The organism is Pyrodictium brockii (assembly GCF_055379715.1).
In genome coordinates, this window is record NZ_AP042401.1 from 964177 (window position 1) to 978571 (window position 14395).

Consider the following 14395-nt stretch of genomic DNA (forward strand, 5'->3'; position numbering starts at 1 on the left):
ATCACTTAGAGGAGCCCCTCTCCGCGTGTCTGGGGCTCCGAGGAATCAGCTCCGGTCCACCTCAGCACGGCCCCGGGGGGTAGCCACGTATACACCCAGGGAGGATTTAGGCTTCCCGTCTGGAAACCCTCCTAGCCCTCCAGGGGCTCTAGGGGCCGTGAAGAACCCGAAGATAGGGGAGGCCCCGCCCCCGAGCCGATGGCCTAGGCCTTCCTAGCGGAGCCCTCACGCCTCCCGAGTACTAGAGCACCTCAAAGGCCACGGTGCGCAGCCCGTTGAGGGCAGCCAGGCACTCCAGGTAGTCCTCGCTCTCCCTGGACCCCTTAACGCAGCCCGATACGCGCCTCAGCGTCCAATAGTCTTCCTCGCTGAGCGGGGCCAGGAGCCTCAGCGAGGACGTGCAGCTACGCGATACCAGGAACTCTGCCAGGCCTCCGGCTGCCAGGAAGTCGGCGGCGGAGCTAAGGTCCTGCGCAGAAGGGTAGCAGGAGAGACCCGGATGAGTGTGGGCGAACGCCACAGCAGGGATGAGGGGGAGGCGTATCTCGTACTCGCCCCCACGGCCATAGGCTATCTCGCCGTTCCAGCCTATGACGACGAAGTACTCTCTGCCGGTTACAGAGGCCTCCGAGAGCGGCTTATAGAACGTGTTGCTGAAGAGCCTTACAATCATGCTTGTTACTTGTGAGAACCCCGGGTACTCTCCCCCGAAGCCCTCAACACACTCCAAGGTGTAGCCCATGATGGGGGCGCCGAGTATCCTTGGAAGAGACCTCTTCAGCGCTTCGAGCGTGTCATCCACGCAGCTGGCAGCATGGATGACTATGCGCGGCTCCCCGCTGCAGAGGGGCTCCACGCCCGCATCGACGCCGGTGTCCTCGACGTAGTAGGAGAGGACGTGGAAGGAGAGACCGAGGCACGCTATCCGCCTGGCCGCCTCCCTCGCCTCCCTGGACTCAAGGGCTTCTAGCGGGCCTCGGGCCGGCATCCCCTTTTCCTCACTCGGCTCCTCGGAAAAGCCCGGAGCCCTCCTCACGGGCCGGGAGCGGGGGGAGAGAGGGCACAGGGGAGAAAAGAGCGTTGCAGGGCGCGCTAGAGGTTGAAGTACATGTAGACCTCCACCGGGTTGGGGTACTGGCGTAGCTCCATAGCCTCGCGGCGCTTCACATCAATGTAGGCCTCTAGGATATCCCTCGTGAATATCGGCTTTAGGAACTCGTTATCGCTCTCCAGCTCGTCCAGGGCCTCGTCGAGGCTACGCGGCAGCTGCTTTATACCAAGCCTCCGCCTCTCCTCCTCACCCATCTCGTAGACGTTGCGGTCCACGGGGTCGCCTGGCTCGATCTTCTTCTTAATCCCGTCAAGGCCGGCGGCCAGTATGGCCGCGAACGCCAGATACGGGTTGGCGGTTGGATCCGGGCTCCGGAACTCTATCCTCTTAGCCTTCTCTACACCCTTCTCGTAGAATGGTATACGTATCGCAGCGCTGCGGTTTGCCTTACCCCAGACCAGGTAGACCGGCGCCTCGTAGCCGGGTACCAGCCTACGGTAACTATTCACTGTGGGGGCAACGATGGCCGCCAGCGCCCTCCCGTGCTCCAGTATCCCGCCTATGAAGTACCTGGCTGTCTGGCTCAGCTCTGCGTACTCGTCGCTGGGGTCGTAGAAGAGGTTCCTACCGCTACTCCTATCCCAGAGGCTTACGTGGACGTGCATGCCGTTACCGTTGTCGCCGGCTACCAGCTTGGGCATGAAAGTAGCGGCCATGCCGTGCTTTGCCGCCACGTTGCGGGCAACGTACTTTAGGGTGACCACGCGGTCGGCGGTTGTCTTTAGATCGCCGAACCTAAAGTCTATCTCCACCTGGCCTAGTGCAGCAACCTCGTGGTGGTGGGACTCGACCCTAAAGCCAAAGTAGTCCTCCAGCACGCTGGCTATCTCATACCTTACAGCAGCCACCTTGTCTATGGGGGACGGGGTGTGGTAGGCCTTCTTAGTCCTCTGGAAACCTAGCTCCTCCTCATAGTCCATGTACTCGCGGGATACAACACGGTAGCCCAGCCCCTTTGTAGGCGTCTCAACGTCGAGGAAGAGGCCGTCCACTAGCATGAACTCTACCTCTGGGCCGAAGTAGGCTTCAAGACCCTGGGAGGCGAGGTACTCCATAGCACGGTCAGCTATGTAGCGGGGGTCCTTGGGGAATCTGCCCTCGGTGGAGTAGACGTCGGATATCATCCTACCGGTGTCCTTGGCCCAGGGGATCACGGCGAACGTCGACGGATCGGGGCGGAGACGGTAATCACTCTCATGTATGCCGGCGAAGCCCTCTACACTGCTCCCGTCGAGCAGGTTGAGCCCCTGCTTGAACGCCTTATCGTCAACCTCCCTGGAGGGCACTGCTACGCTGCGGAGGTGGCCGGCCACGTCCACGAAGTGGAGCTCCACCCAGCGTACCTTCTTGAGCTGCTCTCCTGCGGACTGCACAAGCGTTCACCGAGCCGGCGGAATCCCCGAACATGTAACTAAGTATTTCCACCATGAAGTGTGAACGCTGTTCAAGAGTTACATCTAATCTGTAGTTATGAAAGGAGAACGTGCTCTTGGAGGCCTCCCCTGGCCTAGCCGCTAGTAGTGTAGTTAAATCTTGTGGCCTCCTCCGGGTGCTGCCCGGGCGATTGCTGGTGGTGTGCAGCGTTAACGTATATGTAGACGCTACAGGGCCTGCGCCTATAGCCTCCTACGAGGCCACGTGCAGCATCCTCTACGTCTGCGGCGAGGTGCGGGTAGAGCCCGCTGAGAGTGCTGAGGTGGAGGTGCTAGGGGACACCGGGTGCTTTGTGGCCAGGAACAGGGGAGGGAGAATGAGCCTGCGGCTGGAGTACCGCAGCCTCCCAGAAACCATCCCGTCAAGGCCGGCACTGCCCCAGCCCTACCCTCCCTTCAGCGTCGTGGATGCATTCGTCGTGGTTGACTCCAGGCCGGGTCTGGAGCTCTACGGGCTCCCCTTCCGCAGGTCTGCAGTGGTTACGCTCACCCAGCGCACCCTCCTCGAGGGCCGTTCACCCCTCCAGCTGGTCGTGGTGGACGAGGCGCTCGACGAGCTGCACGGCCTATCAACTAGGCTGGGCCCCCTGGAAACCCTCTACCCGGTCCTATCCGGCGACGAGCAGGTAGACGGGATAAAGCTCTGCGAGGCTGCCCGCGGCTATGGACTCCAGGTATGGGGCGAGTGCGTGAACAAGCTAGGAGGAGTCAGGGTGTCCCCCTACCTCCAGCTGCTCCGTAGCACCCGCGCCCGGAGGCCAGTCTTCGAGGCGGTGGCTGCACGGCTCTACGCTGGCACGGCTGTCAACTCCCTCCTCGACCCGGCAGAGCTTGCCAGGAAGCTGTACGACATGGGGCTAGACACTCCCGTCTGGGCCCGCAGGAGTGGAGGCGGCTTGCGGCTTGAGGGCATAGAGGGGATTAGGGTATGGCTCCGGAGCCTGGTAGACGGGGTCGAGAAGATAGAGGGGCTCCGGATGGGCCGGGGGCCGGCCGTCCTCAGCGGGGAGTATAGCGAGATAGCCCTGGCCTGCAGGCAGTGCTGGGAGCCACTGGACTTCTTCATCCAGCAGGGCTAGCTGCCAGGCCGGCCTCCAGGGCGGTGCTCTCCCCGGGCGCCCGTATCCTCACAGTGCTCGCCCCGTCGATCTTAACGACCTCCACCACCTTGTCAGCCGCCTCCTCAACCTCCCTGTCGTGGGTAACCACTATGAGCTGTGCAAGCCCGCTTGCCTCCAGCCCATACCTTATAATGTCTACGAGCTCGCGCCTCTTCTCCTCGTCGAGGTGGATAGTAGGCTCATCCATTATCATCGACTCTATTTTCTCGCCCACCACGCGGGCGAGCGCAATCCTGTAAGCTATAGCCAGCGCTATCCTCTCGCCACCGCTTAGCATAGACACCGTCTTCTCGCCCTCGCGTGTTACAAGGACTACGCTGTAGTCGTCCTCGAGCCTTACATCGAGGAAGTCTATGTTGAACCTCATGAGCGTGTCGCGTAGATGGTACTCTAGTATATTCTTCAAGGCGTGCCTTATAGCGCGTGGCACGCCGTTAGGGCTCAGTGCGCGTCTTATCTTCTCTAGAGCAGCTATGGCGTTGCCGTAGCGCTGCAGCTCCTCCTGCAGCCTTTCAACCCTGCCGCGTAGCACCTCGATCTTCGACACTATAGCCTCGAGCTTTTCTTTTGCACCTTCCAGCCTAGCCACCTGGCTCCTCAGGTCCTTAAGCCTCTCCTCAAGCTCGCGCAGCCTTGTCTCAGCCTCTTGAAGCTCGGCCTCAACACTAGAAGCCTCCTCTACCTCCTTTCTGGTCTTCTCCAGCTCGGCCTCGAGCCTTGAGATCTCTGCTTCAAGCCTCTTCAGCCTGGCCTCCGCCTTGGGGAGCCTCTCAGCCTCACTCTTTAGCCCGGCGAGGTACTCGCGGTAGTGGCTAACCCTCTCTGCCGCCTCCCTCAATTCGTCCATACTCATATTCAGCTCGTCTAGAATCTCCGCCAGCCTCCTCTCATGCTCGGCAAGCCTTGACACTATCTCCTCCTCCTGCCGTTTCAGCTCCTCGTACTGCTCGGCTAGCGCCTGAAGCCTCTGGTACCTACTTACCAGCGGCTCCAGCTCCCGGAGCCGGTGGCGGGCCTCCTCGTACTCCTGGCGCTTCGCGAATAACTCCAGGTACTTTCTCTGCAGCTCTTCTATCTGCTTCTCCGCCTCCTCGGCCTCCTTTATCATGGTCTCAATGCTCTTTGCCTCCCCCTGCACCGTCCTGGCAAGCCTCTCCAGCAGCTTCTTCTTGTACTCCAGCTCGCTGTACTCGCGGCGCAGCATCACGGCCTGCGACTCGATCCTCCTAAGCTCTGCCTCTAGCCTCCTCTTCTGCTGCCTAAGCCTCGATATCAGCTGTATCCTATGCTCCTCGGTGAGGGGTCTGCCGCATAGCGGGCAGCGGCCCTGGGCCTCCGTAAGCTTCATCAGCTTCTCCTCTAAGTCGCGTATCTCGGAGCTCTTAGCTCCAGCCTCCTCTTTCAGCCTCTCGAGCTTAAGCCTTGTAGACTCCACGGCCTTGTCGAGGCTTGCTATTATAGACTCGAGCTTCTCCACTATCTTAGCGGGCTCCTTGGGGAGCTCCAGGGGTATGTCTGACCTAAGCCTGTCCATAAGCCTCCTCATCTTGGTATCAACTTCTTTTCTCAGCCTCTTAGCCCTAGCCTCAAGCTGCTCAATCCGGGTTCTAACCTCGTGGTAGCGCTTGTTATCCTCCTCCAGCTTCTCCACCTGTCTCCTGAGCCTCTCATACTCCTCCCAGGCTTGCCTAGCCTCCGGCAGCCCCTCCAGCTCCTTCTCGATCTTCTCTCTATTGTGGCGTAGTGCCTCCAGTACCTCCCTATTCTTATCAAGCTCCTCCAGGATCCTCGACGCCTCCTCTATAAGCTCTATGCTCTTCTCAATCCACCGGAGGCTCTCCAACTCCTCCTTAGCGTTCTTGGCCCGCGTGTACTCGGAGCGAGCCTCATCGTACTCCTCGCGGAGCTTCTGGAGGCTGCGTTCCAGCTCAGCCATCCTGGCTTTCAGGGCCTCCAGCCGCTGCGTGCGGGCCCGCAGCTCCTCTACCTTCTCCCTCAGCTCCTCATACTCCTTCTCCGTAGCTGCTAGGAGCGGCCGCAGCTCCTCCAGCTTCTTGGCCACCTTGTCGTATTCTTTGGCGCTCTCCTCCGCCTCTCTCAGCCTGGCCTCCTCGCTCCGGTACTGCTCCTCGAGCATTGTCTTCTTCGTCCGGAGGAGCCGTAGTATGGAGGCTAGGCGGTCATAGGTCTTCTCGATGGCTTTTAGCCTGAGTATAGTGTTTATTGTATCTATGCGCTTCTCCTTATCCACTAGTATCCTGTCTATCTCGCCCTGCCTGGTCACGAGGAGGAGGTCTGCGAGCGAGGGGTCTATGCCGAGTATCCTCCGCAGCTCTGCCTTCACGCTCTCCACTCCGCGGGCGATTAGCTTTGGGGAGCCGTCATCGAGCTGGTAGAGGAGCGCTTGCGTAGCGCCGGTGCGCTGTACCACCTTCTGGAGCCTATACCGGTTGCCTCCGGAGCTGAACTCTACAGCTATACGGGCTATATGGGCGCCGAGCCTTATCAGGTCGTGTTTACGGCTGCGTGTGCCGCGGCTATGTGAGCCGAACATGGCGTATGTTATAGCGTCTATTATGCTGCTCTTGCCGGCGCCGTTGGGCCCCACTATTGCTATAATGCCGCGGCCGAAGTCTATTCTCGTCCTTCTGTGGCTCAGCACGTTCTCCAGCTCGACACGCTCCACTATCACGGCTCAACGCCTCTCATTGAGCTTGAAGGCCTCTTCTATGATACGTATAGCCTCTGCCTCGGCGTGGCTCTGGGGGTCGGCCCCGAGAACGTCTATGAGCTTCGAGGCCAGCTCTGCCAGCTTCTCGTCGCCGAGAAAGTCCTTTAGAAGCCCTTCGAGCTTTATACTGGAGGATGCTTTCTGCACCGAGGGCGGGAGCTTAGACTCAACAGTGTCGACCCTCAGCCGGTAGGAGAGCACGTACCCCGACAGAACAGTCTCGACAGTCTTGTAGACGTTGGCCTTAGCGCTCCTCGGCACGTTGGATACGGTCAGGTGCAGGATGGGCTTCCGGCTCTCCGGGTAGCGGGCTAGACGGTCACGGAGCCTCAGCAGGGCGGAGCGGAGGGCGTCAAGCGAGTCAAATACTATCTCCTCAACTATCTGCGGCCTCGGAGTCTCTAGTGCAATCTTGTCTACCGACACGGTGCGGCCGGGGGCAAGCTCCACTAGGGATACGTAGCGCCGCGGCTGCGCGGATGCCTCGTCTACACGAAGAGCCTCTATCGAGCCAGGATAGACCGCCAGCGAGTCTCCAATAGCAAACCGGCGGTAGAGGTGTATGTGGCCTAGCGCATAGTACGAGTAGCCCTGGGGCAGCTCGCCCAGCTCAAGCTCATACTCGGGCGCCACCTCGTGGAGCGACTGGTGGAGCAGCAGCACGGAGGGCTCCCTCGGAGCCTTCGGGAGCCTAGCTAGGTGCTCTAGCAGCCTCTGCCTGGCCCCAACCCCCTTCTCGTTGCGCACCCCTGCAACAAGCAGCTCGCCGCTCCGCGTCCTAAGCCTATGGTGCTCCGGGCCCCGGAGCCCCAGCACGTGAACGTCCTCGAGCACCTCCTCGAGAATGAGGAGGGGCGGGAGCATTCTCCGCCGCGGCAGGTCATGATCCCCGGGTATCACTATGAATGGTATACCTGCCGTGTTGAGCCTCCGCAGTGACCTTATGGCACGGTGTATGGCTTGTGGCGGGGGCCGTGTTGTGTCGAAGAAGTCGCCTGCGTGAACCACTGCATCAACCTTCTCACGGATAGCAGTATCTATAATCTCGTCGAAGACGCGGTAGATATCCATCTCCCTCTCTATCAAGCCATATTGTCTATACCCGAGATGCGTGTCAGACACGTGTAGTACCCGTAGGTTATCCCCGGGCATTGCCAAGCACCTTTCACGCCTGCCTTCTCATGCTCGCAAGAGCCCGATAGAGTATGCGTGCCCCGCCCGGCCTCCTTCTCCCTCGGGCGTGTTACTGCATGAAGTCTGAGGTCAGCTCGTCCACTCCCCCGGCTTCAGCCTCCAGCCATGACATGCTCCTCCACTCGGCGACAACATCTATATCGGATCCGCCGAGCTTGCCGGGATACTTGTCTATTCTAACGAGGGCCGGTATCCGTATAAAGGGGCCTACCACCACGGCCTCCCCCGTGTTGAGCGAAGGTAGGTGGGCCACGAGATCATCGCTGAGGCTCTCGCTGGCAGCCTGCACGTAGCGTTGATCGCTCGGCTCGACGATCCGCAGCACGATCATGTTGTTGGCCTGGCTCAGTATCTCCGGGTCAAGCCCCTTGGGCCTCTGGCTCACAAGCATGAGGCCTAGGCCGAACTTGCGGCCCTCGCGAGCTATCCTTGTGAGCCAGTACTTGGAGAGGGTCTCCTCATCCCTTGGGGCCAGTATGTGGGCTTCCTCGACCACTACTAGCACGGGGTATGGCACCTGGCTCGAGCCGGTCAGCCGGTGCCGCTTCCTCTCGGCAAGGAGTATTCGGAGCACATGGCTGGCCACGGCGTCGGCCGCGTCGCGGTCAACACGGCTTAGATCAATTACATTGGCGTAGCCAGGCCTGATCCTTGAGACCGGGTCGACGGCATCGTCGCGTATAATGTCGCCGTACCGCTCCTGGAGCGACTCTATCTTGTTAACCACAGCTGCCGCCGCGCTAGTATCCTCGTTACGGCGCCGGCTCACGTGCTCAACTGCCCGGGCCAGTGTTTCTAGGAAGCCTCCCCGCTCCTCTTCACCGGTCTCCTGTACCTGCTTGAGGGCGCGGCGGAGGATACGCTCCTGCTTATAGTAGCGCTGCTCGACGCCCAGTAGCACCATAAGCTCCGAGGTGCTCAGCAGTCTGGGGTTGAGCACAGGCTCTATAATGTTGACGCGGCCTCCCAGGCTGGAGCCAAGGTACTCCCCGTGGAAGTCGAATATTACGACGGTACCGCCTATTCGGACGAGCCTGTCAACTACTACAGCCACAGTGTTGCTCTTACCCGCGCCGGTGACAGCCAGTATGGCTGTATGCCTGGTGACAAGCTTGTTTACATCAACGTAGACCGGCACATCGGGCCGGGAGGCTAGCACGCCCAGGCGGAGCCGGTAGGGCTCCTTTCCCCCGAACACGCGTTGAAGGAGCTCGCTGGGGGCCTGGTAGACACGGGCCCCGGGCAGTGGGGGGAGCCTGGGCATGCGGAGAGTGTCCACGTCTCCAAGCAGCCTGGCAGTGCACTCGAAGAACACGTCGTCCTCGCTCATCTCGCCGCTAAGCTTCTCGACAATAGCAGGGTCGTAAATCCCGGGCAGCGCGTTGAGAGTGATACTCCTCGTGCCCACCTGCTCAACCAGGCCCAGTAGGGCGCCGCCAGGATACTCTATAAGGACATAGTCGCCGACGGGGGGCGGGTTGGAGGAGACAAAGCGGGCCACGATGGGGGTGGAGTTGTCCACCACGAAGCCCAGCAGCCTGCCCGGGGCCGGCCTGCCGCGCTCCTCGTGCAGGGTCTTGCTTTCCTGCATAGCGGCTGCAGCCTCCGGGGGAGAGAAGGCCGCCCCTCTCTGAGAGCCGGGGCGTTTCCCGGGTCTAAGGGGGTTAGGGGCTAGCACTAATGGCCGGGCGTGCACACTCTCCGGCCACGTCGCGCCCTGGAGTATATACTGCATGGAGGCGCCACCATTATGGCCGCGTAGCTGAGGGAGCGGTGCACCCTCACAACCTTCACCAGCACGAGCAGGTCCGGCTCCTCGAGGTTTACGGGCAGGTCTATGCCATCGGCTATAGCCTCTATGGCGTCCCTCTTGTGTAGAAGCCTCCCCGTCTTGCGGTCGTAGAGCCTCCCTTCAAGCCTTATCGCGAAGGCGGAGCCCCCGCTTGACTTGGAGTAGAGTAGCTCCCTGGCAGCCTCGGCCACGTAGTCCACGTAGGGCGCTACCTCGAGGTCAACAGGTATAGCCCTCAGCACGACGCTGTCCTCGCTAAGCCCCCGGGCCAGCCTAGCCACAGCATCGTAAGGGTCGTCCACTTTAAGGAGCAGCAGCGACCTCGGCGCGTCAAATACTCGCACCCGTCCTAGAATGCCCTCTATCTCTCTCAGGGCCCTCCTCATAGAGTAGTAGCCGGGCTCGTGAGCCACTATCATGTTGAACAGCTTGTACCTGGGCACTCCCCCGTGCTCCATTACCTGGTCCTCCCCTGTAACACGCCCTGCCGGTGCCGCGGGCGTATAGAAAAGAGGAGCGGGCACCCGTTTTTCTAGAAGCGGGTTGCCCTGGGGTCACCGGCCCTGCCTGGCCACAGTCCTAAACTCGGTAATCGTCTCTATCCAGACTCTCGCTATATCTGCTAGGCGTCTGTCTCCATTACATACAAGGTATATTGTATTGCCCTTAACCGAGGCCCTAGCCCTCCTGCAGCCAAGAACCTCGGCGGCCTCGGCCACCTCGCCCTCCTGGGGGCGCGGAGGGGCATGGCCGCAGGGACCCCACTTACAGGCCCAGCAGCCCAGCCCATGGGAGACTATATTGGCGGAGCAGCTGCTTGGAAGCACTCTTAGCCCGTATCTTGCCGCAATCCTGGCGGCTAGCTCCTTGAGATCCGACTCCCTCAGCGTTACCTGGTCCCTCGAGCCCCGGGGGTTCCTAGGCAGCCTCTCCTCTATAGCCTTTATGTCAACTATCCCGGATGCCCCCAGCCTCCTGAGGATTCCGGGGGTGACCCGCAGGCTGCCCGGAACCATAGTCCTTATGCCCGCCTCACGGGCCCTCCGGATTATATCCTCGAGCTCGCGGTCAGTCACCCCCGGTACTATGGGGCGTAGGAAGAGTGTCACGCTAACCCCTCTCCTCGCCAGCTCGGCTGCGAAGCGGAGCCTCTCATCCGGGCTAGGAGCGCCGGGCTCAAGCATATGGGCGTACCGTAGGGTTGTTATCGTTATAAGCACGTTTATCCTAGGGTCGCTCGACTTTACGAAGCGCTCTAGCCTCTCCCCATCAAGCACGGATTTGGTCGATATCTGTTGAGGGTTGCGTAAGTGCCGCCAGGTCTCCTCCAGATACTCGAGGGCTCTATCCACGGTCTCGGGCATGAAGGGCTCGGTAACCGATCCGAATGCTAGCAGGGTCCCCCGGGGCCCCGGGACGAAGTAGGGGTTGTTGAGCAGCGCATAGACCAGTTGGAGGCCGCTGAGCGGATAGGGCCTGGGCTTGAGCGGGAACCCCATGTCTGGAACGTAGCAGTAGAGGCAGCCGAAGTTGCAGCCAACCCCCGTGTGTATGGTCATGCCGCAGGGTATCGGCCGGCGTCTCGCGTGGTGGTCCCGCCGGGCCTCCTCAGCCTCCCTCGGATCGAGCCTGGACTCTATGCTGGCCGCTAGCCTCTTCTTCTCCGCCAGCAGTCTTTCTACAAGGTTCGCAAACCTCTTCAACCGCCAGGCCCCCTAGCACGCCACCGAGCCCATTCCAGTCTATTAGGGCCGCGGGGGATGGACTATTGTGTCTCAAGGCTTCAGGGCGTTGAGGTGGCGTGGCAGGCCGCGAATACGCGTGAGGAACACTATGGGCCAGAGGCTCGAGGTCTTCGAGCCCCTTGAGCCCGGCATTGTCCGCATGTACGTCTGCGGCCCGACGGTGTACGACTACACCCACCTCGGCCACGCGCGCACCTATGTAGCCTTTGACGCCATAAAACGGTACCTGGCTCTCCGAGGCTACAGTGTCATCCATGTACAGAACATAACGGACATCGATGACAAGATTATCGACCGTGCCAGGCGCGAGGGGAGGGACTGGCGTGAAATAGTGGACACCTACAGCCGCGATTACTTCGAGATGCTGCAGAAGCTCAAAATAAGCGTCCACATTCACCCAAGGGTTACAGACCACATAAAGGAGATCATAGAATTCATCCAGGGTTTGATAGACAAGGGCTACGCCTACGTGGCCCCCAGCGGTAGCGTGTACTTCGACGTAGACGCCTTCCCCGGCTACGGCGAGCTGAGCGGCCGCTTCCACCCCGAGGAGTGGAGGCAGGAGGAGGACGTGCTCAGGGAGAAGAAGCATCCCTACGACTTCGCGCTCTGGAAGGCTTGGAAACCCGGCGAGCCCTACTGGGAGGCCCCCTGGGGCCGGGGAAGGCCCGGCTGGCACATAGAGTGCAGCGTGATGTCCTCCAAGTACCTCGGCGAGCAGTTCGATATCCACGGCGGGGGCCAGGACTTGGTCTTCCCCCACCACGAGAACGAGAGGGCCCAGAGCGAGGCCTTCTTCGGGAAGAAGCCCTGGGTACGCTACTGGCTCCACACGGGCTACCTAACCATACGCGGGGAGAAGATGAGCAAGAGCCTTGGCAACATCATACCCTTCCGGGAGGCCTCGAAGAAGTGGAGCCCGAGCGTGCTACGCCTCTGGCTGCTAAGCGCCCACTACCGTACTCAGCTCGACTTCAGCGAGGGTGCCCTCGAGCAGGCTGAGGCCAACCTGCGCCGGCTCCGGGGCGCGGTGTCAGACCTCGCCAGGATGCTGAGGGAGGCCGAGCCAAGGGGCAGGCTAAGCGACAAGGAGTTGAAGGCCCTGGGCGAGGTGGTTGACGCCTACTACGGGTTCCACGAGGCTATGAGTGATGACTTCAACACAGCCAGAGCCCTAGCAGCCGTCCTAAAGCTGACCAGGATAACCAATAGCACCCTTATACCCGGCGAGTACTACACGGCAGGGCTCCTCGCCCTCCGCGTCTACGAGGAGTTTAACACGGTATTCGCTGTGCTCGACGACGTGCTCCAGGGCGCCGGGGCGCCGGCGGCAGAGATGACTGAGAAGCTGGTCGAGATAATAGTATCTGTGCGCCAGGAGCTGAGGAAGAGAAGGCTATTCGACCTGGCAGACTCCATAAGATCGGAGCTAGCGCGGCTGGGGATAAGGCTCTACGACCATCCCGGCGGAAAAACGACGTGGCGTATAGAGCGTATGGGAGACTAGCCGCCCGGCATCTTTCTAATCCTCTCCATAGCTTGCTGGAGCAGCTTCTCCCTCTCAGAAGGCTCCATGCTCCGGTCTGACACGCCCTTGACGTAGACGTATAGCGTCTTCTGCCATGAACGCTGCAGCTCGAACGTGGTCACCGGGTTCCAGCCGGGTATAGGGAAGTCGAGCGTCACCACTATGGCGCCGGGCTTCAGCTCCTCCTCGAGCTTCGGCCTAAGCTTCTGATTCACGCTCGTCAGAAGGTACATATAGATTATGTCGGCATCGCGTAGGGGAGTCTTAAAGAAGTCAGCCTCTATAACCTCTACACGGCCTGTGAGATCCCGCTCTCTCACAGCCTGCCTAGCCCTTTCCGCAAGATCGCTCCTCAGCTCAATGCACTTAACACGTATATGGGGGAAAGCCTCTGCCAGTGCTACTGCTACGCGGCCGTCGCCACAGCCTACATCGTAGACCACGTCGCCCTCCTTGGGGTTGAGTATCGAAACCAGGCTGCGAATAACCTCGTCCCTTGTGGGCACCCAGGGCACCGAGGGCTGATAGTCAAACCCTATCATGACCCAGAGCCTCCCATAGTTTGGTTCGTGGGCGCCGGAGGCTATTATAGAGTTAGACTCGGGGTTGTATCCTGCGGGGTTTTGGACGACGCCGGGCAGGAGCCCTACCTATCCGTCTATGAGCATGCACCCCGCTGACGTCACCTTATTATAGAAGAGTCCCGAGATAGCGCCGGGCAGGAACCCGGGGGCTGGGGTTGAGCACCCCCGTCGAGGGCGGCGGCACGTTATCAAAGCTTGTGCCGGCGGGCATAGCGCTCATCTTCATAGGCGTCCTCCTCATCTTCATAGGTGTCTTCTATAGTATCATCCGCAGTGGTGGCAAAGGCGAGTACGGAGGGGTAGTGGTCATAGGCCCCTTCCCCATAGTGTTTGGCTCGGGCGGCGGGGCTGTAAAAATAGCAGTAATAGGCGCGATAATACTGATGATACTGGCACTAGTGATAATGCTGCTACCCCTCCTCCTGGCTAGGGGTGGGACTGTGGCCTGGAAGCCCTAGGCCAGGGCTCCCGAGGGCTACGGGATAGGTGCAGGATTGTGAGCGAGAGTATAGATGCTGGAGCGGAGGAAATACTCATAAGAGCCGATAGACGTGTACTGAAGACCCTGTCGCCGCATGCCCGCTGCGTGGTCCTGGTCCTGCGGCTCCTGGGCTCCGAGGAGATCAGCGTAGCCGACCTGGAGGCGCGGATAGAAAGCTTCGGCTTCAAATGCTCCAGGCTCGATGAGATAATAGACATGCTCTCCTACTACGATATGCTCGAGTGCAGGGAGACGCTCTGCAGGCTCAGTAGTGCTGGAAGAGAGCTTTCAGGCGCCCTCAACGAGTTTCTTCACGCGCTGAGGCGGCTCGTCTACGGTGCGGTAAGAGGATCTATAGACGAGGATATGGTTGCATCGAGCCTCGTAGCCACATTCGCCAGTACACTGGGCCTTATAGAGTCCTATGTGGAGGAGCCCAGTATGATGCCCCTCTATCTGCCGCTCCACCTCTACATAGCGGGGATTAGTACGGTTGTCCTAGCGCAGCTTGCTAGGGTTAGTGCCTCCGTGCTGGATGTTGTCAAGAGGTTTTGGCTAGACTAGCTGGCACCCTGCGTTGAATGCTCTACTGCATCATAATCTATTCCTAGGACTATCCCTAGGATGATGAAATATATTTAGTTCTCGATTTACACATCATATTGTTAACTTGTG

12 protein-coding genes are annotated in these 14395 nt (G+C 60.2%); 4 read left to right on the top strand and 8 right to left on the bottom strand.

Annotated features, from left to right (window positions below; all coding sequences use genetic code 11):
* Positions 1-241: 241 nt before the first annotated feature.
* Both ACZ42Y_RS05290 and glnA read right to left on the bottom strand, forming a co-directional pair.
* Entirely contained in the window at positions 242-988 is a 747-nt protein-coding gene (locus ACZ42Y_RS05290; protein WP_058370938.1) for a hypothetical protein, read from the bottom strand.
* Positions 989-1092: 104 nt separating this feature from the next.
* Positions 1093-2484, bottom strand: coding sequence for a type I glutamate--ammonia ligase (glnA, locus tag ACZ42Y_RS05295; RefSeq protein ID WP_058370937.1), 1392 nt, complete (start codon positions 2482-2484; stop codon positions 1093-1095).
* Positions 2485-2600: 116 nt separating this feature from the next.
* Here glnA and ACZ42Y_RS05300 point away from each other — a divergent pair, with 116 nt between their 5' ends.
* Complete coding sequence (locus tag ACZ42Y_RS05300; RefSeq protein WP_168371305.1) at positions 2601-3623, top strand: hypothetical protein; 1023 nt, start codon at positions 2601-2603, stop codon at positions 3621-3623.
* Here the strand turns inward: ACZ42Y_RS05300 and ACZ42Y_RS05305 are convergent.
* The 5 genes from ACZ42Y_RS05305 to ACZ42Y_RS05325 all read right to left on the bottom strand — a co-directional run bounded on the left by ACZ42Y_RS05305 (position 3607) and on the right by ACZ42Y_RS05325 (position 11085).
* Complete coding sequence (locus ACZ42Y_RS05305) at positions 3607-6357, bottom strand: AAA family ATPase (protein ID WP_058370935.1); 2751 nt, start codon at positions 6355-6357, stop codon at positions 3607-3609. The genes ACZ42Y_RS05300 and ACZ42Y_RS05305 overlap by 17 nt on opposite strands.
* Positions 6358-6360: 3 nt before the next feature.
* Positions 6361-7548, bottom strand: coding sequence for a metallophosphoesterase family protein (locus tag ACZ42Y_RS05310; RefSeq protein WP_464735217.1), 1188 nt, complete (start codon positions 7546-7548; stop codon positions 6361-6363).
* A gap of 91 nt (positions 7549-7639) precedes the next feature.
* Positions 7640-9181: a helicase HerA domain-containing protein gene (locus ACZ42Y_RS05315; protein ID WP_464735218.1), complete on the bottom strand. Its 1542-nt coding sequence runs from the start codon at positions 9179-9181 to the stop codon at positions 7640-7642.
* 86 nt (positions 9182-9267) lie between these two features.
* Complete coding sequence (locus ACZ42Y_RS05320; protein WP_058370932.1) at positions 9268-9840, bottom strand: THUMP domain-containing protein; 573 nt, start codon at positions 9838-9840, stop codon at positions 9268-9270.
* 96 nt (positions 9841-9936) lie between these two features.
* Positions 9937-11085 (bottom strand): radical SAM protein, encoded by a 1149-nt coding sequence (locus tag ACZ42Y_RS05325; protein WP_464735219.1) that lies wholly within the window; start codon positions 11083-11085, stop codon positions 9937-9939.
* Between the two features lie 67 nt (positions 11086-11152).
* Here ACZ42Y_RS05325 and cysS point away from each other — a divergent pair, with 67 nt between their 5' ends.
* The gene (gene cysS, locus ACZ42Y_RS05330; RefSeq protein WP_464735220.1) at positions 11153-12634 is read left to right on the top strand and encodes a cysteine--tRNA ligase; all 1482 of its coding nucleotides are present in this window, start codon (positions 11153-11155) and stop codon (positions 12632-12634) included.
* On the opposite strand, the gene ACZ42Y_RS05335 is transcribed toward cysS, so the two are convergent.
* Positions 12631-13197, bottom strand: coding sequence for a class I SAM-dependent methyltransferase (locus tag ACZ42Y_RS05335; RefSeq protein ID WP_070807921.1), 567 nt, complete (start codon positions 13195-13197; stop codon positions 12631-12633). The two genes, cysS and ACZ42Y_RS05335, sit on opposite strands and share 4 nt — an antisense overlap.
* A 197-nt stretch (positions 13198-13394) precedes the next feature.
* Here ACZ42Y_RS05335 and ACZ42Y_RS05340 point away from each other — a divergent pair, with 197 nt between their 5' ends.
* Complete coding sequence (locus ACZ42Y_RS05340) at positions 13395-13697, top strand: TIGR00304 family membrane protein (RefSeq protein ID WP_058370930.1); 303 nt, start codon at positions 13395-13397, stop codon at positions 13695-13697.
* Between the two features lie 38 nt (positions 13698-13735).
* Entirely contained in the window at positions 13736-14284 is a 549-nt protein-coding gene (locus ACZ42Y_RS05345; RefSeq protein WP_464735221.1) for a hypothetical protein, read from the top strand.
* The last annotated feature ends 111 nt before the right edge of the window (positions 14285-14395 follow it).